At 62.6% G+C, this 18239-nt stretch carries 19 protein-coding genes; 10 read left to right on the top strand and 9 right to left on the bottom strand.

What is annotated here, in order from left to right:
• Positions 1-6: 6 nt before the first annotated feature.
• The 6 genes from BCY88_RS18055 to BCY88_RS18030 form a co-directional block, all read right to left on the bottom strand.
• Entirely contained in the window at positions 7-1005 is a 999-nt protein-coding gene (locus tag BCY88_RS18055; RefSeq protein WP_120345584.1) for an ABC transporter permease, read from the bottom strand.
• Entirely contained in the window at positions 1002-2057 is a 1056-nt protein-coding gene (locus tag BCY88_RS18050; protein WP_120345583.1) for an ABC transporter permease, read from the bottom strand. Before BCY88_RS18050 ends, BCY88_RS18055 begins: the two co-directional genes overlap by 4 nt.
• Positions 2054-3577, bottom strand: a complete 1524-nt coding sequence (locus tag BCY88_RS18045) for a sugar ABC transporter ATP-binding protein (protein ID WP_220669674.1) — start codon at positions 3575-3577, stop codon at positions 2054-2056. Before BCY88_RS18045 ends, BCY88_RS18050 begins: the two co-directional genes overlap by 4 nt.
• 111 nt (positions 3578-3688) lie before the next feature.
• Entirely contained in the window at positions 3689-4708 is a 1020-nt protein-coding gene (locus tag BCY88_RS18040) for a sugar ABC transporter substrate-binding protein (RefSeq protein WP_120345582.1), read from the bottom strand.
• 116 nt (positions 4709-4824) lie between these two features.
• Positions 4825-5469 carry an L-fuculose-phosphate aldolase gene (locus BCY88_RS18035; RefSeq protein WP_120345581.1) on the bottom strand — a complete coding sequence of 215 codons (645 nt, stop codon included), beginning with the start codon at positions 5467-5469 and terminating at the stop codon, positions 4825-4827.
• Positions 5470-5491: 22 nt separating this feature from the next.
• Entirely contained in the window at positions 5492-6319 is an 828-nt protein-coding gene (locus tag BCY88_RS18030) for an SDR family NAD(P)-dependent oxidoreductase (RefSeq protein ID WP_259461440.1), read from the bottom strand.
• A 438-nt stretch (positions 6320-6757) separates the two neighbouring features.
• On the opposite strand from BCY88_RS18030, the gene BCY88_RS18025 reads away from it, so the two are divergent.
• From BCY88_RS18025 to BCY88_RS17990, 8 genes are all read left to right on the top strand, one after another.
• Positions 6758-7549 carry a GntR family transcriptional regulator gene (locus BCY88_RS18025; protein ID WP_120345580.1) on the top strand — a complete coding sequence of 264 codons (792 nt, stop codon included), beginning with the start codon at positions 6758-6760 and terminating at the stop codon, positions 7547-7549.
• 229 nt (positions 7550-7778) lie between these two features.
• Positions 7779-9743 carry an acetoacetate--CoA ligase gene (locus BCY88_RS18020; RefSeq protein WP_120345579.1) on the top strand — a complete coding sequence of 655 codons (1965 nt, stop codon included), beginning with the start codon at positions 7779-7781 and terminating at the stop codon, positions 9741-9743.
• The gene (locus tag BCY88_RS18015) at positions 9740-10897 is read left to right on the top strand and encodes a thiolase family protein (protein WP_120345578.1); all 1158 of its coding nucleotides are present in this window, start codon (positions 9740-9742) and stop codon (positions 10895-10897) included. Before BCY88_RS18020 ends, BCY88_RS18015 begins: the two co-directional genes overlap by 4 nt.
• On the top strand, positions 10894-11349 hold the full coding sequence (locus BCY88_RS18010; RefSeq protein WP_120345577.1) for a Zn-ribbon domain-containing OB-fold protein: 456 nt from the start codon (positions 10894-10896) through the stop codon (positions 11347-11349). Before BCY88_RS18015 ends, BCY88_RS18010 begins: the two co-directional genes overlap by 4 nt.
• Entirely contained in the window at positions 11346-12518 is a 1173-nt protein-coding gene (locus BCY88_RS18005) for a thiolase family protein (protein ID WP_120345576.1), read from the top strand. The genes BCY88_RS18010 and BCY88_RS18005 overlap by 4 nt, the downstream gene beginning before the upstream one ends.
• A 15-nt stretch (positions 12519-12533) precedes the next feature.
• Positions 12534-12980 carry a MaoC family dehydratase gene (locus tag BCY88_RS18000; protein WP_120345575.1) on the top strand — a complete coding sequence of 149 codons (447 nt, stop codon included), beginning with the start codon at positions 12534-12536 and terminating at the stop codon, positions 12978-12980.
• Positions 12981-13076: 96 nt separating this feature from the next.
• Positions 13077-14324 carry an MFS transporter gene (locus BCY88_RS17995; protein ID WP_120345574.1) on the top strand — a complete coding sequence of 416 codons (1248 nt, stop codon included), beginning with the start codon at positions 13077-13079 and terminating at the stop codon, positions 14322-14324.
• A gap of 109 nt (positions 14325-14433) precedes the next feature.
• Positions 14434-15036: a TetR/AcrR family transcriptional regulator gene (locus BCY88_RS17990; RefSeq protein WP_120345573.1), complete on the top strand. Its 603-nt coding sequence runs from the start codon at positions 14434-14436 to the stop codon at positions 15034-15036.
• A gap of 99 nt (positions 15037-15135) precedes the next feature.
• Here the strand turns inward: BCY88_RS17990 and BCY88_RS17985 are convergent, their stop codons facing one another.
• Both BCY88_RS17985 and BCY88_RS17980 read right to left on the bottom strand, forming a co-directional pair.
• Positions 15136-15537 carry a hypothetical protein gene (locus tag BCY88_RS17985; protein WP_120345572.1) on the bottom strand — a complete coding sequence of 134 codons (402 nt, stop codon included), beginning with the start codon at positions 15535-15537 and terminating at the stop codon, positions 15136-15138.
• An 81-nt stretch (positions 15538-15618) separates the two neighbouring features.
• Complete coding sequence (locus BCY88_RS17980) at positions 15619-16488, bottom strand: alpha/beta hydrolase family protein (protein ID WP_147408523.1); 870 nt, start codon at positions 16486-16488, stop codon at positions 15619-15621.
• Between the two features lie 150 nt (positions 16489-16638).
• On the opposite strand from BCY88_RS17980, the gene BCY88_RS17975 reads away from it, so the two are divergent.
• Together BCY88_RS17975 and BCY88_RS17970 are read left to right on the top strand one after the other, a co-directional pair.
• Positions 16639-16887, top strand: a complete 249-nt coding sequence (locus BCY88_RS17975) for a hypothetical protein (protein ID WP_120345570.1) — start codon at positions 16639-16641, stop codon at positions 16885-16887.
• A gap of 92 nt (positions 16888-16979) precedes the next feature.
• The gene (locus BCY88_RS17970; RefSeq protein ID WP_120345569.1) at positions 16980-17210 is read left to right on the top strand and encodes a hypothetical protein; all 231 of its coding nucleotides are present in this window, start codon (positions 16980-16982) and stop codon (positions 17208-17210) included.
• Positions 17211-17258: 48 nt separating this feature from the next.
• Here the strand turns inward: BCY88_RS17970 and BCY88_RS17965 are convergent, their stop codons facing one another.
• A complete protein-coding gene (locus BCY88_RS17965; RefSeq protein WP_120345568.1) occupies positions 17259-18197 on the bottom strand; it encodes a helix-turn-helix domain-containing protein in 939 nt (312 codons plus the stop codon).
• Between the last annotated feature and the right edge of the window lie 42 nt (positions 18198-18239).

Raw genomic sequence — 18239 nt, 5'->3', positions numbered from 1 at the left:
TTATATTTAGTGTGAGCGGCGACGCATCGCGAAACTGGCCGCGAGCACGACGAAAACCAGAATGCCGATTCCAACCTGCTGCCAGTAGAAGTTCCATCCCACCAGCAGCAAGCCGTTTTTCATGGCGGCGAGCATCAGGACACCGAGCAGGGTGCCGATCACGCTCGGGCGGCGCTCCTGGCTCAGCGTGGTGCCTATGAATGTCGCGCCGATTGCGTCGAGCAGGAACGCGTTGCCGGACAGCGGCACATACGATTTGACGGTGGCTGACAGCAGGATGCCGGTGATGCCCGCGAGCAGCGCACAGGCCACGTAGACCCACGAGAGCTGACGGGCGACGCGGATACCCGAATACCGCGCCACGCCAGGTTGCACACCGAGCGCGACGATCTGCCGTCCGAACACCGAGCGGTGCAGAACGAGAAAGACGACGATTGCGCAGACGAGCAGCACCCAGACCGGCGTCGGTACATGCAGCAACGCCGTCCGCGCGATCTGATCGAACTGGCGCGCGGGTTCGCCGGTGATCAGGTAGATCGGCTGACCGCCCGCCGTGGCGAGCTGTTGTGTGCTCTGGCCGATGAACAGCATGCCGAGCGTCGCGAGAAACGGGCTGATCTTGAAACGCGTGATCAGCACCGCATTGATCAGACCGACAACCGCCGCCGCGCCCAGGGCCGCTGCGACTCCGACGGCGCTGCCGTAGCCTGCCGCGAGCAGCATCACGAACACCATGCTCGCCAGATCCACGGCAACGCCGACCGACAGGTCGATGCCGCCGGACGACACAACAAGCGTCAGGCCGAGCGCGACGATCGCAAGCAGCACGACATTGTTCACGAGCACGTTGAACAGATTCGCCGGGTCGAGGAACGTCGGCGTGACAATCGAAAATACGATGCAGATCGCGATGAACACGAATAGCAGCGCGTAATTGCCGAGCAGGCTGCGCACCTGCTGCGCGTGGCGGGACGGGGTGTCCGCCGGGGTAGGCGTTGTGCTCATTGGCCGCTCTCCGGTTTGCGGGCGAAAGATGTCGTGGCGACTACCAGCAGGATCAACGCGCCCTGAACCCCGTTGACCCAGTAGCTTGAAACGTTGAGCAGCTGGAAGCCGTTCGCGAGGCAGCCGATGAACAGCACGCTCAGGATCGTGCCGCCGATGGTCGGCACGAAGCGGCGCGAGAACACGGTGCCGAGCAGCGCGGCGGCCAGCACGCTCAGCAGCATGTCGCCTGATCCGGGGGTGCTCGAACTCAGCCGCGAGACCATGAGCACGCTGGCGATCGCCGCGCTCAGGCCACTGAACAGGTACGAGAACATCACGTAGCGCGATACGCCGATACCCGCGGCACGTGCCGCCTCCGGATGCCCGCCCACTGCGTAGAGGCGCAAGCCGAAGCTCGTAAAGTGGACCAGCGCGATCATGAACAGCGAGACGGCGATGAGAACCCACGCCAGCGCGGAAATGCCGAATAGCGACCATGTGCTCATTGCCGTGATGAGCGGCGACGTGACGCTCAGCACGGTGTTCTGCGTGACCGTCAGTTCGACACCCGCCGCGATGTTCATGACCGCGAGCGTGGCGAGTAAGGGCAGGATGCCGAGCCATACCACCGCCACGGCATTGAGCGCGCCGATCGCGAGGCCTACCGCAATGACCGCGAGCACGGCGGTGCCGTCCGAATAACCGAGCGTCAGGAGCTTGGCGAACACGGCCGCGCAAACCCCCATGTTCGCGGCGATGGAGAGGTCGATGCCGCCTTCGGTCACGTTCGAACCGCCCGCAATGATGACGACCGACATGCCGAACGCCATCACACCGAGAATTGCGGACTGCTCGACGATGTTGATCAGGTTGCCGGGCATCAGAAATCCCGGCGCGAGTACGGCGAAGTAGAGCAGGATCAGGGCGAACGTCGCGACCGCGCCGATGCGGATCGCGAACGCGCCGATCGAGCGGCGGCGAGCGCGGCTCGGCGTTGCCATGCTGGCGTCGCTGGCGTTGGTACTGGTGGTGACCGGATCGCGCACGAGAGGACGGTGAATGGCGCTCATACGGTGGCTCCTTCGCTAAGCTGAGCGCCCGACGATGCCGCCAGCAGATGATCGCTATCGAGCCGCGCGCCACTGTATTCACCGACGAGCGCGCCGCGATACACCACCAGCACGCGGTCGCAGAAATCGGAGAGCTCGAGCAGATCGGATGACAGCATCAGGATGGCCGCGCCTTCCCCGGCGAGCCGGTTCAGCAGCGTGTAGATCTCGACTTTCGCGGCGACATCCACGGCGACGGTGGGCTCGTCCAGCACATATACCTTGGACTGGCAGCTCAGCCACTTGGCGATCGCAACCTTCTGCTGGTTGCCGCCCGAGAGGTTGCGCACCAGCGCTTCGCCGCCCGGCGTTTTGATCGACAGCTCGCGGATCAGATCCGCGACGATGGAGCGCTCGCTGCCACGCCGCATGAAACCGAACTGGCTGTAGCGGCCGAGGCTGGCGAGACTGACGTTCTCCCGTACCGAAAGACCGAGCGCGACGCCGTGCGCGCGGCGGTCCTCCGGCAGCATGGCGATGCCGTGGCTCACGGCCTGCATCGGCGAGGCGAGCGTGACCGGTTTGCCCGCCACGCTGATCGTGCCGCTATCCGGTTGCTTCAGGCCGAACAGGCACTGCACGATGTCTTTCGCGCCGGAGCCGAGCAGACCGGTCAGGCCCACGATCTCGCCGCGCCGCACGTTCAGGCTGATGCCGGAAAAGCTGCCTTCGCGCGTGAGGTTCGCGACCTCGAGCATGGGTGCGCCAATCTCGCACTCGCGCGGCGGGAACATTTCGCCGACGTCCCGGGCGATCATCATCGAGATGATGTCGTCCATCGGGGTCTGTTTGGGCGAGACGACGCCGACGTCCGTGCCGTTGCGCATCACGGTGACGGTATCGCACAGCGATTCGATTTCCTGCATGTAGTGCGAGATGAAAATCACCGCGATGCCGTCATCGCGCAATCGGCGCAACACGGTGAAGAGACTGTCCACTTCGCGCTTGACGAGCGCGGCCGTGGGTTCGTCGAGCACCAGCACGCGGGCTTGCTGAGCGAGTGCGCGGGTGATCTGAACGATCTTTTGCTGGGCCGTGGTCAGATCCTGCACGAGCAGGCCCGAATCGAGTTCCAGATCGAAGTACGTCTTCAGCAGTTCGGCGGCGCGGCGGTCCATCGCACGCCGGCTGATGAAGATGCCCGAGCGTGGCTCATGGCACAGGAAAACGGCCTCGCCAATGGTGGCCGTGGGCACCAGCAAGCGGTCCTGGTGGATGAAGTGGACCCCGAGCCGTTCGACACTTGCCGGGCTCAGGCGGCCGACCGGCTCGCCCATGATCTCGATACTGCCGCTGTCCGGCGTGACGATGCCGGCCAGTACCTTGATGATCGTCGACTTGCCGGCGCCGTTCTGGCCCACCAAACCGTGAACCGTTCCGCACGCCACTTCGAGATTCGCGTCGTCGAGCGCCTGCACGGCGCCGAACCGTTTCCCGATGTTTTTCATTGAAATGGCAATGCGCTGTTCGCCTGTGCGCATACTTCCTCCTTAAATCGCGTGGCCGCGAGGGCGGCGCCGGACATCGCAGATGCGTTTGCGCCATACAGCGGCGCGCATGAGATGACAGAGGTCCGGCGCGGCTTCTCGCGCTTACTTCGCGCCGACCTTGGCGGCGTCGTCGAGCAGCGGCTTGGACGTCGTTGCTGCATTCTCCTTGCTGACGAGAACGGACGGTACGAACGTGAACGGCGGCACCTTTTGCCCAGACAGGTATTTGGCGACATTCATGGCCGACGCGCGGCCGATTTCATATGGCCGTTGAGCGCCCACCGCGCCCGCCGGCGAATTCGGATCGGCAACCATCTTGATCACATCCGGGCTGCCGTCGATCGCGTAGGTGCGCACCTCGTTGCGTTTGGCCGCCTGAACCGCTTGCGTCGCACCGATCTGCGGCACGTCCCAGCAGGCCCAGATCGCGTTGATGGAGCCCTTCGCCGGATACTTGGTCAGCATGTCCGTCACGTTCGAGTACGCGCTTTGAACGGTGTTCGGAATCACGTCGCGCAATTCAGGCTCGATGATCTTCACATCGGGGTACGCGCTCAGCACATATTTCATCTGGTCATAGCGGATCTTGCAGACCGGCACGCTGTAGAAACCGTTGAACACCAGTACGTTGCCCTTGCCGCCCATATCCGAGACCATTTGCAGCGCGACCTCCGAGCCCAGCGAATAGTTGTTCGAGGTGGTGACGTTCAGCGAATAGGGCGTCGCGGTGTCGACGGTGAAGAGCGGAATGTTCGCCGCGCGGATCTTGGCGAGCCACGGATTCAGCACGCTGACATTGCCGAGAATCTCCACGATCGCATCCGGCTTCTGCGCGATCAGGGTTTGCAGTTGGGCGATCTGCGTCTGATCCTTGCGGCCGGCATCGAGTGCAATGGCCGTGCCGCCCAGGCGCTTGATTTCGTCCTGCACGCCGCGAAACGCCATCAGGTCCCAGTAGTGATCGGTGCCCGTAATGGATACGCCAATGCGCTTGCCCGCGAGCGAGGGCTCCGCGTGGGCTGCCTGAGCAAGCAGGCCGGACGCAAGAGCGAGCAGTGTCGCGAATGAAGCAATGCGCAAGGCACCGGGCGTGCGTCGTGCGGCGGCCTTAATAGTTTTCATGCCTGTCTCCTGATTGTGTGAACATGTCTTGTGGCCTGCTTAACAACGGATCGAGGCCGGGGTTTGACAGCTTCTTTCTAACGTGTGACGTTTGATTCGGCACTTTGTTTCGACAGCTAATCCTGATGGCCATAGTTCGCCATCCTCGAAATGACCCTTTCGATTTCCTGCTCCGACAGCAACGGCGGCTCGGCGATCTGCAGGCAGGTCAGATACTGGCGGGCGAGCGTTTCCACTTCGACGGCCAGCCACATCGCCTTATCCAGCGACGTGCCGGTGGCGATCATGCCGTGATGCGCGAGCAAACAGGCCTTGCGGTCCTGCAGCGCGGCAACCGCGTTGGCCGAGAGCTCGTCTGTGCCGAACGTTGCATAGGGCGCGCAACGAATGTCGCTGCCGCCTGCAACGGCGACCATATAGTGGATCGGCGGAATGCGCTGTTCGAGGATCGACAGCGACGTGCTGTACGGCGGATGCGCATGCACGACCGCGTTGACGTCGGGGCGCGCGAGCAGAATGTCCAGATGGAAACGCCATTCGCTCGAGGGCTGCCGGATGCCCTGGCATTCGCCGTCCAGGGTCATGTATACGATGTCCTCGGGCGTCATGGTTTCGTAGGGCATGCTGGTCGGCGTGATCAGCATGCCTTCGTCTTCGCGCACGCTGATGTTGCCTGACGTGCCCTGGTTGATGCCTAGTGCGTTCATGCGGCGGCACGCGTCGATGATTGCCTGGCGCTTCTGGATGTCGTTGCTGTTCATGGAGTGTGCCTGTTAGCCGGAATTACCAGGAGGTGTAGCCACCGTCCACCGGGACGATGGAACCCGTCATATACGAAGAGGCGGGAGACGCGAGAAAGACGACTGCCGAGGCCACTTCGCGCGGCTCGCCGCAGCGGGCCATTGGCGTCATGTCCATCCAGACGTCGAAGAGTTCGGGGCGCGCGCGCATGGCAAGCGTCATTTCCGTGCCGATATAGCCTGGCGCCAGCGCGTTCACGCGGACGTTGTCGCGCGCCCACTCGGTGGCCAGTGCTTTGGTCAGCATGTGAACGGCGCCCTTGCTGGTCATATAGGACGCCGCGGTTTGCGGCCGGTTGACGATCACTCCGGACATGGAGCCGAGGTTCACGATGCTGCCCGAGCGGCGCGCGACCATATGCCGGCCGAACGCACGGGAAGCCCAGAAAAGACCGTTCACATTGATGTCCATCACCTGGCGCCATTCCTCATCCGGCGTATCGAGTGCCGCGTTCAGGCGGGCGATGCCTGCGCTGTTCACCAGCACGTCGACCTGTCCGTGCTCGCTGACTACCCGATCCGCAATGCTTTGCAGCGCGGCCGGGTCGGTGACGTCGACGGTATGCGCCGACGCCGCGAGTCGTTCATCCCGCAAGGTCTGAACGGCACGCTCCAGCGCTTGTGTATCGCGATCGAGCAGGACGATGCGTGCGCCGCATTGCGCCAACGCACGGGCGGATTCGAGACCAATTCCGCTGGCTGCGCCGGTGACCACCGCGATCTGTCCGTCGAGAGCGAATCGGCTCCGGTAGCCGGAAGCGTGGTTTTCAATGCCGCCGGCCTGTCCGGCTTCAACTTGCATGCTGCTCATGATCTCCTCGTGTCGACATCGACGAAGACTTGTACCGACCGAACGGTACAGATTAGATCGACAATTCACACTTCAATGCCGGACCTGCGGTGGCAACGGGAAGCTATCGATCTACTGGATTGAGACGGGTTAAGACTGGGCGCGGAGTGCTTGTTGCGGGACCGCAGGGGACGTAGCAAAGCGGCCGCCCGCAACACGGACTCGCCCCGGATGGCGCGGCAGGGCGCCACAGCGGAAAAAGCAGCGAGGCTTGGGCATTGCGTGTCTCCATGAATCCGCGCTTATCGAATTCAGCGCTTGACGTGGTTAGTACCAGCTGGTTATAACCAGAATAATGGTCGGTGACCGGAGCAAAGTCAAGACGCTTTTTTCAGGTTTTGCAGGGCTCAGGGTTGTTCCGTATGCCGGATAATCGAAGCGAATCCATCTTGGTCAGTTATGTCAGTTACCTCTGAAAACATCGATCTCCACGACCTGTTGCGCGATGCGCACGCACTCGATCGCGACAGTCCGTTGCCGCTCTGGGTGCAGGTCAAGAACACGCTCGAGGCCGCCATCGGTCATCCGGGCATCGGCCCGAACGCACGTGTGCCGTCGGAGCAGAACCTGTGCGAATTGCTAGGCGTCTCGCGGCCGATCGTCCGGCTCGCGCTCGACGCGATGGTCAAAACCGGGCTCATCACCAAGGTGCCGAGGCAGGGCATTTACGTCACGCCACGAAAGACCGATGTCGAGTTCGCTTCGATGAACGAGAGCCTGTTCGGCGAAATCAGCCGCGGGCATCGGGTCACGACGCACGTGTTGTCCATGTCGCGCGACAAGCCGACGCAGCACGAGCGTGAGGTGCTCGCGCTGCCGCCGGGCGCTGACGTGCTGCGGCTCTACCGTCTTTACTCGGTCGACGACGTGCCGACCGCGCTGTCCTGGCTCGTACTGGCCGGACATCGCGTGCCGGGTCTCGAGGCGCTGATCGCCGACAACGTCTCCGCCTATGACGTGATGTCCGAGCGCTACGGTTTGCGCATCGATTTTTCGGAGCGCTGGTTCGAGGCGGCCGTTCCCACCGCGGAGCAGGCGGCGCTGCTGAAGCTGTCGGACGGCCAGGCGGTGGTCGCGATCGAGTCGATTGGCCGTACGGGCGACCATTTGCCGCTCGAGTACTACAAGTGTCTTTACAGCACCGCGTACAGCAGGATCCACGTGACGGCGCACGCTCGCACCGGGGCATAGCGATCCGCGTTTGCGTCGCCCGGTTCACGACGTATGCGTATGCGTCGCGAGCCGGGCGATTCGGCAGGTCGTCTTACAGGTTGTCGTAAACCCCAGCGCAAAATGTTTTGACAGGGCGATTCGCGCAACATATTGTACCGATCAGTCGGTCCATATTTGGCCAGAAAACCGTGGCGCGATCGCGGCCGTACACACCATTCAAGTCATCGCAGACATTCTTTGGAGACGTATGAACAGCGATACCGCGCCGCTCTGGCAGCCAGGGCACGACGAACTGACCGGCTCGAACCTCGCGCGCTTCGCGACAGCCTATGGTTTCGACCCTGCCGATTACGCCACGCTGCATCGCTGGTCGATCAGCGAGTTCGACGCTTTCTGGAATGCGGTTTGGGACTTCACCGGGGTGATCGGCGAACGCGGGGAGGTCGCGCTTGAACGCGCGGGCGAGAACGAGATGTTCGGCGCGCGCTGGTATCCGCAGGCGTCGCTCAATTTTGCCGAGAATCTGCTGTGTGGCGACGACACGCGTCTGGCCGTGATCGAAGCCGGCGAAGACGGCGGCTTGCGACGCGTCACGATGGGCGAACTGCGCGCGCTCGTCGCGCGGGCGCAGTCCGGGTTGAAGCGGCTGGGTGTGGCGCGTGGCGATTGCGTCGCGGGCATTTTGCCGAACAACGTCGACGCCCTGGTCGCGCTGCTCGCAACGGCTTCGCTTGGCGCAGTGTGGGCGTCCTGTTCACCGGACTTCGGCGCGCCGGGCATCATCGACCGTGCGGGTCAGGTCAATCCGAAAGTACTGATCGCCGCGCGTTCGTATGTCTATAACGGCAAGCGCTTCACACTCGACGAGAACCTCGCGCTGGTGATGAAGGGCCTCGCCGGTCTCGAGCATCTGGTGGTGACCGCCGACGAACCCGGTCCACTGGCGGCACACGGCGTGGACTGCCTGACCTGGAACGCCATGTGCGACGACACCGGCGCGACGCTCACCTTCGAACGTGTGCCGTTCGCGCATCCACTGTATGTGATGTTCACCTCGGGCACGACCGGATTGCCGAAGGGTATCGTGCACACGACGGGTGGCGTATTGCTGCAACACCGCAAGGAGCACATGCTCCATTGCGACGTGCGTCCGGGCGACGTGATGAGCTGGTACACGAATACGGCCTGGATGATGTATCACTGGGTGATTTCAGGCCTGGCGAGTCACGCGGCCGTGGTGCTGTACGACGGCGCGCCGATCGTCAAACGGGAAGATGGTCTCGACAATGGTGTGTTGTGGCGCGTGGCTGAGAAAGCCAGGGTCACGCATTTCGGCACCAGTCCGCGTTATCTTGCCTCGCTTGCCGAAGCGTACTACGAACCCGGCCGGCTGCACGACCTGAGCGCGTTGCGCAGTGTGCTGTCGGCCGGCGCGCCGGTGTCGGCGGAACAGTTCGACTGGCTTTATCGGGCGGTCAGCAACGACATGATGTTTGCGTCGATCTCGGGCGGCACGGAGATCATCGGCTGTTTCGTGCTCGGCTCGCCGCTTCACCCGGTACGGCGTGGCGAAATTGCGTGCAAGGGGCTCGGCATGGCGGTCGACGTGCTCGATGAACGCGGAGCGTCGGTAATCGGGCGCAAGGGCGATCTGGTCTGCACCGAGCCGTTCCCGAGCGCGCCGTTGACCTTCTGGGGCGACAATGGCGACGCGCGTTTCCACGCGGCTTATTACGAAGCACGCCCAGGTATCTGGACGCATGGCGATCTGGCCGAGCAGACGGCGCGTGACTCGGTGATTATCTACGGGCGCACGGATACCACGCTCAAACCCGGCGGCGTGCGGATCGGCACAGCGGAGATCTATCGGGTCGTCGAGGCGCAGCCGGAGATTCAGGACTGCATCGTGTTCGGCCGCGCGATTCCTGACGACGAAGAAGTCGTACTTTGTGTGGTGATGAAAGAAGGCCACGCAATGGACGAGGTCTTCGTCGCAAAACTGCGCAGCGAAGTACGGCAGAAGGCCTCGCCACGTCACGTACCGCGGCATGTTTATCAGGTGAGCGCCGTGCCTTATACGATCAACGGCAAGCGGGTCGAAGGGGCGGCGCGCTCGGTCGTCGCCGGTAAGCCAGTAAAGAACCTCGGTTCGCTCGCCAATCCTGATTGCCTTGGCGAGTACGCAGCGCTGCGCATCGAGGAGCACGCATGAACCGTCGATCGATGGGCGCCATCGCCGGCATCGGCGAACTGAAACCGGTGCGGCGCACGGAAGGCGCCACGACACTCGAATTCATTGCGCAAGCGGTCCGGCTCGCCGTTGCCGATGCCGGTCTGGATAAGGACGCGATCGACGGCCTGCTGGTCGGCCCGCAGGTTGGTGAAACGCCGCAGCATGTGCCGGCCACGGTTGCCGAGTATCTCGGTTTGCAGCCGCGTATGTCGAATGTGGTGGACCTGGGCGGCGCCAGCGGTGCGGGCATGGTATGGCGTGCTGCAGCCGCGATAGCTGCCGGCATGTGCGATGCCGTGGTTTGCGTGCTCGCGAATGTGCGCGAAGCGGAACCGCCGCGCTCGCCGAACCGCAATCCGATTCGTGAGTTTGATGTGCCGTTCGGCGCGTCCGGCGCCAATATTTCCTACGCGTTGCCGATGCAGCGGCACATGGCCGAATTCGGCTCTACGCCGTGGCAATTCGCACGCATTGCATCGCTTGCCCGACAGAACGCGCAGCTCAATCCCGACGCGATTTTCTACGGCCAGCCGGCTAGTCCCGAGGAAGTGCTGGCGTCGCCGGTGATCGCCAGTCCGCTGCATCTGTTTGAGATCGTCATGCCGGTGGCAGGCGGCGCGGCGGTGGTGGTTGTCAGTCCGGAACGCGCGAAATCGCTGAAGCATCCCCCCGTGCATCTGCTTGGCGCGGGCGAAAAACTCACGCATCGTGCGATCAGTCAGGCACCTTCGCTGACCTCGGGGCCGTTGAAGCCCGCGATGCAACATGCTTTGGCACGTGCCGGACTGAGCGCCGCCGAGATGAGCCTGCTGTCGTTCTACGATTGCTACACGATCATGGTCGCGCTGACGATCGAGGACGCCGGCCTCTGCGCGCCCGGACAGTTTGGCCACTGGATGGACGGGCACACGTTCGGCCACGATGGCGATTTTCCCTTGAACACGCACGGCGGCCAGCTTGGCTGCGGACAGGCCGATCTGGCGGGCGGCATGACGCATATCGTCGAGGCGGTCCGGCAACTGCGTCACGAAGCGGGCGCGAGACAGATCGCCAATGCTCAGACGGCGCTTGTCACCGGCAACGGTGCGACCGTCAGTGAAGCCACCGCACTCGTTCTGGGAGCCGACTCGTGATCGAATCCTATGAAGGCCTGATCGTTCCCGGCCCGACCACCACCCGCATCAGTGCGCCATTCTGGGCAGCGGCGCGTGAAGGCGAACTCGCGCTGCAGCAGTGCGATGCATGCGCGCGATACTTCTTTTATCCGCGTGCCTTCTGTCCGCATTGCTGGAGCGAGCGGACAACATGGCGACGCGCCAGTGGTGACGGCGTCGTCAAGAGTTTTTCGGTCATTCACCGGCCGGGGCACTTTGCGTGGACCGAGGCCGCGCCGTATGTAATCGCGCTGATCGAACTCAAGGAGGGCCCCACGATGCTGAGTCAGATGACCGGTGCGGACACCGAGGCTGTCAAGGTCGGCCAACTCGTGCAGGTGAGTTGCACGCAGGTCGGCAAGCACATCCTGCCGTTCTTCCGCTTGCAGTCAGGGGCCATTGAATCGACAGCCGGGAGCAGCCAAGCATGAGTCTCGATGCGCGACAAGCCTATCTGCTGGATGGCCGGCGCACTCCGTTCGGAAAGTATCGCGGCGCATTGGCCGCGCTCGATTCGTTGCAACTCGGGCAGCACGTGATCGGTGAAATGATCGCGCGGCATCCTGGCGCGGCGCGGCCCGATGCGGCGCTGTTCGGCGTGGTCGTGCAGGCCGGGCTCGGACAGAATCCAGCGCGCATTGCGGCGGTGCGCGCCGGCGTCGATCCGTCCACACCGGCACTCACGCTCAACAGCGTATGTCTCGCGAGTCTTGAAGCAGTGTGCGACGCAACACGGCGGATACGCGGTGGAGAAGGAAACCAGTACCTGGTGGGCGGATTCGATTCGATGTCACACGCCGCGCGGCTGGCGCCGGGTGAATTCGATCCACCGGACGCGCCGCTGCGCAGTGCCTTGCAAAACGATGGCCTGAGTTGCGCGATCTCCGGTCTTTCAATGGGCGACTTGTCGGAACAGTGCAACCGCGCGCTCGGTATTGGCCGGCAGGAGCAGGATGAATGGGCCATGCTGTCACAGCAGCGCGCGGCAAGGAGCGTTGCGTTTCGCGAGGAAAACGAACTCGTGCCGATAGTGTGCGATGGCGTGCGTGTGTCGTCGGATCAAGGCATTCGCGGCGATGCTTCCTTAGCCGCGATTGCCGCGCTGAAGCCTGCTTTTTCTCCGGACGGCACGATCACCGCGGCCAACGCTTCACAGATGTCCGATGGTGCGAGCGCCGGGATCGTCGTCAGCGGAGCGGTCGTCGCGCGGCAAGGAAATCAACCGCTGGCCCGTATCGTCGATTGGGGCTGGGTGGCCGGCCCGGACGCGACATTGCATCTGAAACCTGCGGCGGCGATCCGGCTGCTGCTGCAAAAGCAGAACCTGCGTGTATCGGATATCGATCTCTACGAGATCAACGAGGCGTTTGCGTCGGTGGCGATTGCGTCCGCGCGTGAGCTCGGTTTGCCGGCGGACGTCGTGAATGTGAATGGTGGCGCTATTGCGATTGGTCATCCACTCGGCGCCTCCGGTTTTCGCCTGTTGCTTACGCTGGCGCTGGAGCTCAGGCGGCGCGGTGCGCGGCGTGGTATCGCTTCGCTATGCGGAGGCGGCGGCCAAGGTCTGGCGGTGTTGATCGAGAACACCGGTTTTCAATGAACAGGAGGAGCGCAAATGAGCGACAAGAATGGTTGGACCGGCACGATTCGCGGTATGCCCGCGGCGGGTGCGATAGCGGAGCGCAACAAGACGATGAGCATGCGTGACATTGAACTGTTCACCGAGATTTCGGGCGATCGCAATCCGTTGCACTACGACGAAGAGCTGGCGCGTGGCTCGATGTTCGGCGGCCTGATCGTGCAGGGGGGCGTGACGACCGGCATTCTGAATGCCCTCGTTGCCGAAGACCTGCCGGGACCGGGTACCGTCTTTCTCGGCATGGAGATGAAGTTTTCCAAAGCGGTGTATGTTGGCGATACGATCACCGGGCGCGTCGAGCTCAAGACGGTTCGCGAGGATAAGCCGATCTGCACGATCGAGATATCGATCAGGAATCAGAAAGGCGAGGTCTGCGTCAGTGGTAGTGCGACCACGTATACGACACCGCTTCTGAAAGACTAGCGGACACCCGACGCGCCAACCAACCCCTGCCGAATCAGCAACGGCGGCCCGTGTGCGCGGGTCGCCACCGTTTGCTTCAGCGGGTACGTACATCAAATGAATCTTTCGAAACCAGTGGGCGGGCGCTCGCTTCATCATGTGCTGATCCGATGGCTTGGGCCAGTGGCGACGATATCGCTCGCGCAACTGTTCGGCACATCGCTATGGTTCAGCGCTAACAGTGCCGCCGCCGATCTGATGCGCGCATGGCATGCCAGTGCGTCGGACATCGGGCTGCTGACGAGCGCGGTGCAGCTTGGCTTTATCCTTGGCACGCTGACCATGTCGCTGACAGGATGCGCGGACCGTTTTCGCGCAAGTGCGATTTTCGTGTGCAGCGCGATCGCGGGCGCGGCGTTCAATGCGGGGTTCGCCTGGCTCTCCTCAGGGTTGATTTCGGCGGTCGTTTTCCGCTTTCTGGTTGGTGTTTCGCTCGCCGGCATCTATCCATTGGGAATGAAACTGATCCTGAGCTGGGCGCCTGAACGGGCGGGCGCTGCGCTCGCTCAACTGGTCGGCATGCTCACGCTCGGTACGGCATTACCGCATGGCCTGCGGCTCATCGGTACAAACCTGCCGTGGCAGGAGGTCATCCTCGCGTCGTCGGTTCTCGCGCTGGGTGGCGCAGCACTGATTCATCTCCTTGGCGACGGGCCACATCTGAAGACGCCCGCGGTCACACGCGAGCAAAAGCACGACGGCGGCCCGGGCGTATTGTCGGCGTTTCGCCTGCCGCCGTTCCGCGCGGCTGCCTTCGGCTATTTCGGTCATATGTGGGAGCTGTACGCGTTCTGGACCGTGGTGCCGTTGTATGTCGCGAAGGCAGCGCTTGCGCAGCAGTTTCGTCTGGGCGGTGTGTCGGGATTGTCGTTTCTGATCATCGGCGGCGGCGCGCTGGGCTGTCTTTTCGGCGGCGCGCTCTCGCGCCGTATCGGCAGCGCTCGTGTGGCGGCGGGCGCACTGGCGTTGTCCGGATTGTGCAGTGTGGTGTTCGTGTGCGGCTGGCGCACGTTGCCCGCAGGCGTGCTGCTGACCGTGCTGCTCGTTTGGGGCGCAGCGGTCATTGCGGACTCGCCGCAGTTCTCGGCGCTCTCGGCGAAAGCGTGTCCGCCAAAGTGGGTGGGCAGCGCGCTCGCCATCCAGAATTCGATCGGTTTCGCGCTCACCGTGGTATCGATTGCGCTCGCCACTACGCTGTTCGAACGCCTTGGTCTCGATTCCGCATGGCTGCTGCTGCCCGGCCCGCTATTGGGTTTGTGGGGATTCTGGCCCGCGCTCAGGCGGGCTGACAGCGCGGTGGACTGACCGGTACAATCAATGCTCGAAGCTTGGGTTCACGCGGATCGTGAGTCCAGAACAGAGGCGCAACGTGCTGCGCCGGGAAGAATGGCGGAAGGGGAGGGGAGTACAGAATATGGATACCGTTGAACGGTCGGCTGGCCAGTCGCAACGCGAACGCATCCTGCAAGTCGCCGCGCGTCTGTTCGCGGAGCGCGGCTACCACGCGATCGGCATCAGCGAACTCGGCGACGCGGTCCAACTTGGCCGCGGTGCGCTATATCACCACATCAAGAGTAAAGAGGATCTGCTTTACGACATCTCGAAGGAATACATCGCCGACCTGGCGGATTTCGGGGAGCGAGTCGCGCGCGCGGAGCCCGACCCTGCGCAACGGGTGAGGATGCTCGGCAAACAGCTCGTCCTGAAGATCGCTTCACATCAGGCCGAACTGACGGTGTGTTTTCGCGAGATTCAGTCGCTGACGGAGCCGCGCCGCTCGGAAGTTCTGGCGCTGCACGGCAAATACGAGAAAGTGTGGCGTGATGCGATGGTCGATGGTGCGGATGTGGGTCTTTTTCGTCCCTACGACCCGATCGTGCTGAAAGGCGTGCTGGGTATGTATTTTTACAGCTATCTCTGGATGAAACCGGACGGCCGTCTGACCCCGGCTAGTATTGCGGAGCGCCTCAATGAGCTGGCGCTGAGGATGCTCGATATCCAGGGGCCCACCGCGTAGGGAGGGCCTACGCGGTTCTTGCGGGATCAGCGAGGTGTGCCAGCGCTCGGCAAGCCGATCGATCCAGCAGAATCCCCCTCGCCTGGCGCCGTGAGGCATTTACTCCTCGCATCGCACATCCTGTCTTCGCACAACGATAATCACCGGGTATGTCCCGTGGTCGAGTTCCACGCGCGCAACCACGGCCATCGTCTCGTTGTCGACGTCGTCGTACACGCTGACCTTTTCATTCCGAAGGCTTGTGACGCCGGTACAACCCGATGCGCGGCCTTCGTCGGAAACCTTGCATTGGATCGGGTTGTCCGCAAGGTAGCGATATCTGTCTCTGTCGGGGGTCGCAAGGTATTCACGGAAGCTCTGTGCCGCTCCGCCAATGCCGGTGACATACCCAATGGCGCACTGCATCTTGGGCGTATCGCTGCCCCCGGCTGTTTGGGCTATCGCAGCCGCACTTGCGGTCGCGATGACCGCCGCGAATGTCGATGCAAGAAGGAGTTTCATGGCGCAAGTCACTGTGTTCGGATCGAAGTGCTGGATTGTAATGGCATCTTGTCCAGGAGCGCGGATAGCTGGGGCGGCCCGTTAGTGCTGCGGGGCTGCGACTGAACCCGGATCCTGGAGCCATCGGGAGACGGCGGTCAGCACCTGCGCCTCGATGCCAAGAAAACCATGTGGCGACTTCGCTCCGCATTCATTGGCGCGAGCCCCGCCGCGTTCGTTGCTCGATACGGCCAGGAACTGCAGCTTGTTGTCTTCAGCGAGCGCGCGGGCCGCGTTAAACGGTGAAACGCGACACCCGTCGTTTTCATTCGACACCACCAGGACCGGCGTAGCGCCGACGTTCCAGTGCATGCCCGAAAGCCCGGACTCGCCACGCGAGGCGATCGTGACAGGCGAGGTCAGGACATACGCGTCGGCCAGTTGCGGTTCCCGCTTGAGCAGGTTGCCAACTGAAATCGTGCCCCGGCTGGTACCTACGAGCGCGATCTTTGCGTCAGGAAAACGTTGCCTGAGCGCGGCGACCACGACGTGCAAGTCCTGAGCGTGAGCGTCGCTCAGACGGAACGCGTCATTCATACCGGATGATTGATCCGAAGGCGCGTCGACAATGACGCTCGCGTCGCCTGCGGACGTCCAATAGCCGGCGGTCCGGATGAGGAAATTTGCTTGCATTGCCTTGGGTCCGGCCTCACTGAGGCCGACCGCACCTTGATCGCCAGCAAACAGCAGGATGACCCATGGCGGTGCGCCGGCGGGCTTATCGATGAAGACTGCCTGGGTTTGGGACTCCCGTACAGGCACCTGCAGCAGTTCACCCGAATACGCCGGCAGAGCGGCTGTGACCGTGCATGCGAACGCGCAGACAGGGGCCGCAAATTTAAGCAACGGTTTCCACAGCCTGTTGGCGAAACAGGTTACGGGTCTTGCTCGTGTCGATTTGCGATCGCGCATTTTGAGGGCCGCCTGATTGTTCGATTCACAGGATACGTGAATCGCCTGAGAGACGCAGCGGCAATAAGCTTCAAGGAAGCAGACCGCTTCACGTGCAACAATCGGGGACGTGCAGAATTTTTTCCACCATCCGCGCTACAGGATCGCCCAATGTCATCTGAGCATAAGTACTGGTTTCCCGCAAAACGCTACGGCTGGGGTTGGGGTTTCCCGTCACGTTGGCAAGGATGGGTCGTGTTGATCGTGTACATTGCGCTGATGTGTCTGGATGCACACTTTTTCCGTCCGGACCGCGAGCCTTTCATCTTTGCGTTGTTTGTCGTGCTTTTGAGTGCCGCCCTTCTGGCCATATGCTGGCTCAAGGGAGAGCCGCCTCGCTGGCGATGGGGCAAAGACTGAATCTTGGTGGTCTGCGAATCACCGCAAGCAGCTCGCGTCAGATTGATTCGCAGCCGCACGCAACGTATTCATCCATCTCAGGAGTGAGCGAAATGCTTGTCCATATTTTTCGGGGACCCGGTCGCGTGTTCGGTTTTACGGCAGACGCCACGGCGGAAAATCTGCCGGCAAAGTTCGCTCCGTGGGTTTCATTCAGGTCGGTGGAGCTGAGCCGGGACAATCCGACCCCGGGTGTTGACTCAGGTGAGTGTCTCGACGACATCGAGAAGCACGGATTCCACATTACCGATGCTCATGTTCGCATTACTGACCAAGTCGTTTGAGGCGAACCCGCTGCGGCCGGTCAGCTAGGTCGGCTAGATCGGCGCGGATCATACCCATAACCGGTACATCCAGAACGACTCGTCTTCGATAAAGCGTTGTGCGAAATCGCTGGGCGAGAAGCCTGTGATGCGCTTCACCGCACGGCTAAGGTGAGCCTGGTCGGCAAAGCCTTCGTCCTGAGCAAGCGCGGCCCAATCAAAGGCTTGTCCGGCTTCGTATTGCTCCCGTGCAGCGAAGAACGCGCCTTCTGTTTTCACAAGCGACTGCCACTCACGCAACGATCGCCCACTGTACGATTTGATGCGGCGCTCTACCTGACGCGGACTATGCGTTTGCCGCCATTCGCTGGCTTGCCTGGCAAGCCGCCCGACCCAGTGACGGCCGGCCTGGCGCAGCGAGGCAATGGCGGAGTTGCGCCCGCGAACTGCCTGCCAGCGCGGTGCGAGATGCTGCTCCAGCGCCGCCAGCGTGGCTGCGTCATCATCGGCGTTGAGCAATGCGTCAAGGAACGGTCGCCAGGCATCGCCGAGCAGTTCGGAAGCAGAAAGAAAACGATCGTGAACGGCGGATAGTTCGACGCCAAATAGTGCCTGGACCGCGTCTGCGGTGAAGCACAACATGCCGCCTTGTCCGGTTGTCGGCGCCCAGCTTGCGCTCGGGCTGGACTGACTGCCCGAAAGTATGAGCGCTGCACCGAACGGCCGCCACAGCGGGCCATTGGATGTCGTTTCTACGAGCCCTGCGTCGAGATCCCGGTACCAGGACAGGCAAACGAGCGGCGACGCTGGAAAATGGTTCAGACGCTGCGCGTCATTCAACTCGAAGCCGCGCGTGTCGCGGCAGACGATTGCTACGACCGCGTCTTGCAAGACGGGCGGTGGGAGATACAACCGTGCGTGAGGGCTCTCGCCGCTGTCGAGCACTCGGGGTGCACGGTCGACCAGAGCGGGGCACGGCGGCAGCGTGGGTATTGGATTGGCGGACATGGCCGGAAAGTATAGCGTGGGTGCCAGTCGACGTCGTTTGCG

Source organism: Paraburkholderia fungorum (assembly GCF_003610895.1).
GTDB classification, from domain to species: domain Bacteria; phylum Pseudomonadota; class Gammaproteobacteria; order Burkholderiales; family Burkholderiaceae; genus Paraburkholderia; species Paraburkholderia fungorum_B.
This window is presented reverse-complemented; position numbering and strand designations above follow the sequence as displayed.

What these genes read in the sequence shown, in the direction of transcription:
- BCY88_RS18055 (WP_120345584.1), bottom strand. Translation starts at nt 1,005, where the DNA reads ATGAGCACAACGCCTACCCCGGCGGACACCCCGTCCCGCCACGCGCAG.
- BCY88_RS18050 (WP_120345583.1), bottom strand. Translation starts at nt 2,057, where the DNA reads ATGAGCGCCATTCACCGTCCTCTCGTGCGCGATCCGGTCACCACCAGT.
- BCY88_RS18045 (WP_220669674.1), bottom strand. Translation starts at nt 3,577, where the DNA reads ATGCGCACAGGCGAACAGCGCATTGCCATTTCAATGAAAAACATCGGG.
- BCY88_RS18040 (WP_120345582.1), bottom strand. Translation starts at nt 4,708, where the DNA reads ATGAAAACTATTAAGGCCGCCGCACGACGCACGCCCGGTGCCTTGCGC.
- BCY88_RS18035 (WP_120345581.1), bottom strand. Translation starts at nt 5,469, where the DNA reads ATGAACAGCAACGACATCCAGAAGCGCCAGGCAATCATCGACGCGTGC.
- BCY88_RS18030 (WP_259461440.1), bottom strand. Translation starts at nt 6,319, where the DNA reads ATGAGCAGCATGCAAGTTGAAGCCGGACAGGCCGGCGGCATTGAAAAC.
- BCY88_RS18025 (WP_120345580.1), top strand. Translation starts at nt 6,758, where the DNA reads ATGTCAGTTACCTCTGAAAACATCGATCTCCACGACCTGTTGCGCGAT.
- BCY88_RS18020 (WP_120345579.1), top strand. Translation starts at nt 7,779, where the DNA reads ATGAACAGCGATACCGCGCCGCTCTGGCAGCCAGGGCACGACGAACTG.
- BCY88_RS18015 (WP_120345578.1), top strand. Translation starts at nt 9,740, where the DNA reads ATGAACCGTCGATCGATGGGCGCCATCGCCGGCATCGGCGAACTGAAA.
- BCY88_RS18005 (WP_120345576.1), top strand. Translation starts at nt 11,346, where the DNA reads ATGAGTCTCGATGCGCGACAAGCCTATCTGCTGGATGGCCGGCGCACT.
- BCY88_RS18000 (WP_120345575.1), top strand. Translation starts at nt 12,534, where the DNA reads ATGAGCGACAAGAATGGTTGGACCGGCACGATTCGCGGTATGCCCGCG.
- BCY88_RS17995 (WP_120345574.1), top strand. Translation starts at nt 13,077, where the DNA reads ATGAATCTTTCGAAACCAGTGGGCGGGCGCTCGCTTCATCATGTGCTG.
- BCY88_RS17990 (WP_120345573.1), top strand. Translation starts at nt 14,434, where the DNA reads ATGGATACCGTTGAACGGTCGGCTGGCCAGTCGCAACGCGAACGCATC.
- BCY88_RS17985 (WP_120345572.1), bottom strand. Translation starts at nt 15,537, where the DNA reads ATGAAACTCCTTCTTGCATCGACATTCGCGGCGGTCATCGCGACCGCA.
- BCY88_RS17980 (WP_147408523.1), bottom strand. Translation starts at nt 16,488, where the DNA reads ATGCGCGATCGCAAATCGACACGAGCAAGACCCGTAACCTGTTTCGCC.
- BCY88_RS17975 (WP_120345570.1), top strand. Translation starts at nt 16,639, where the DNA reads ATGTCATCTGAGCATAAGTACTGGTTTCCCGCAAAACGCTACGGCTGG.
- BCY88_RS17970 (WP_120345569.1), top strand. Translation starts at nt 16,980, where the DNA reads ATGCTTGTCCATATTTTTCGGGGACCCGGTCGCGTGTTCGGTTTTACG.
- BCY88_RS17965 (WP_120345568.1), bottom strand. Translation starts at nt 18,197, where the DNA reads ATGTCCGCCAATCCAATACCCACGCTGCCGCCGTGCCCCGCTCTGGTC.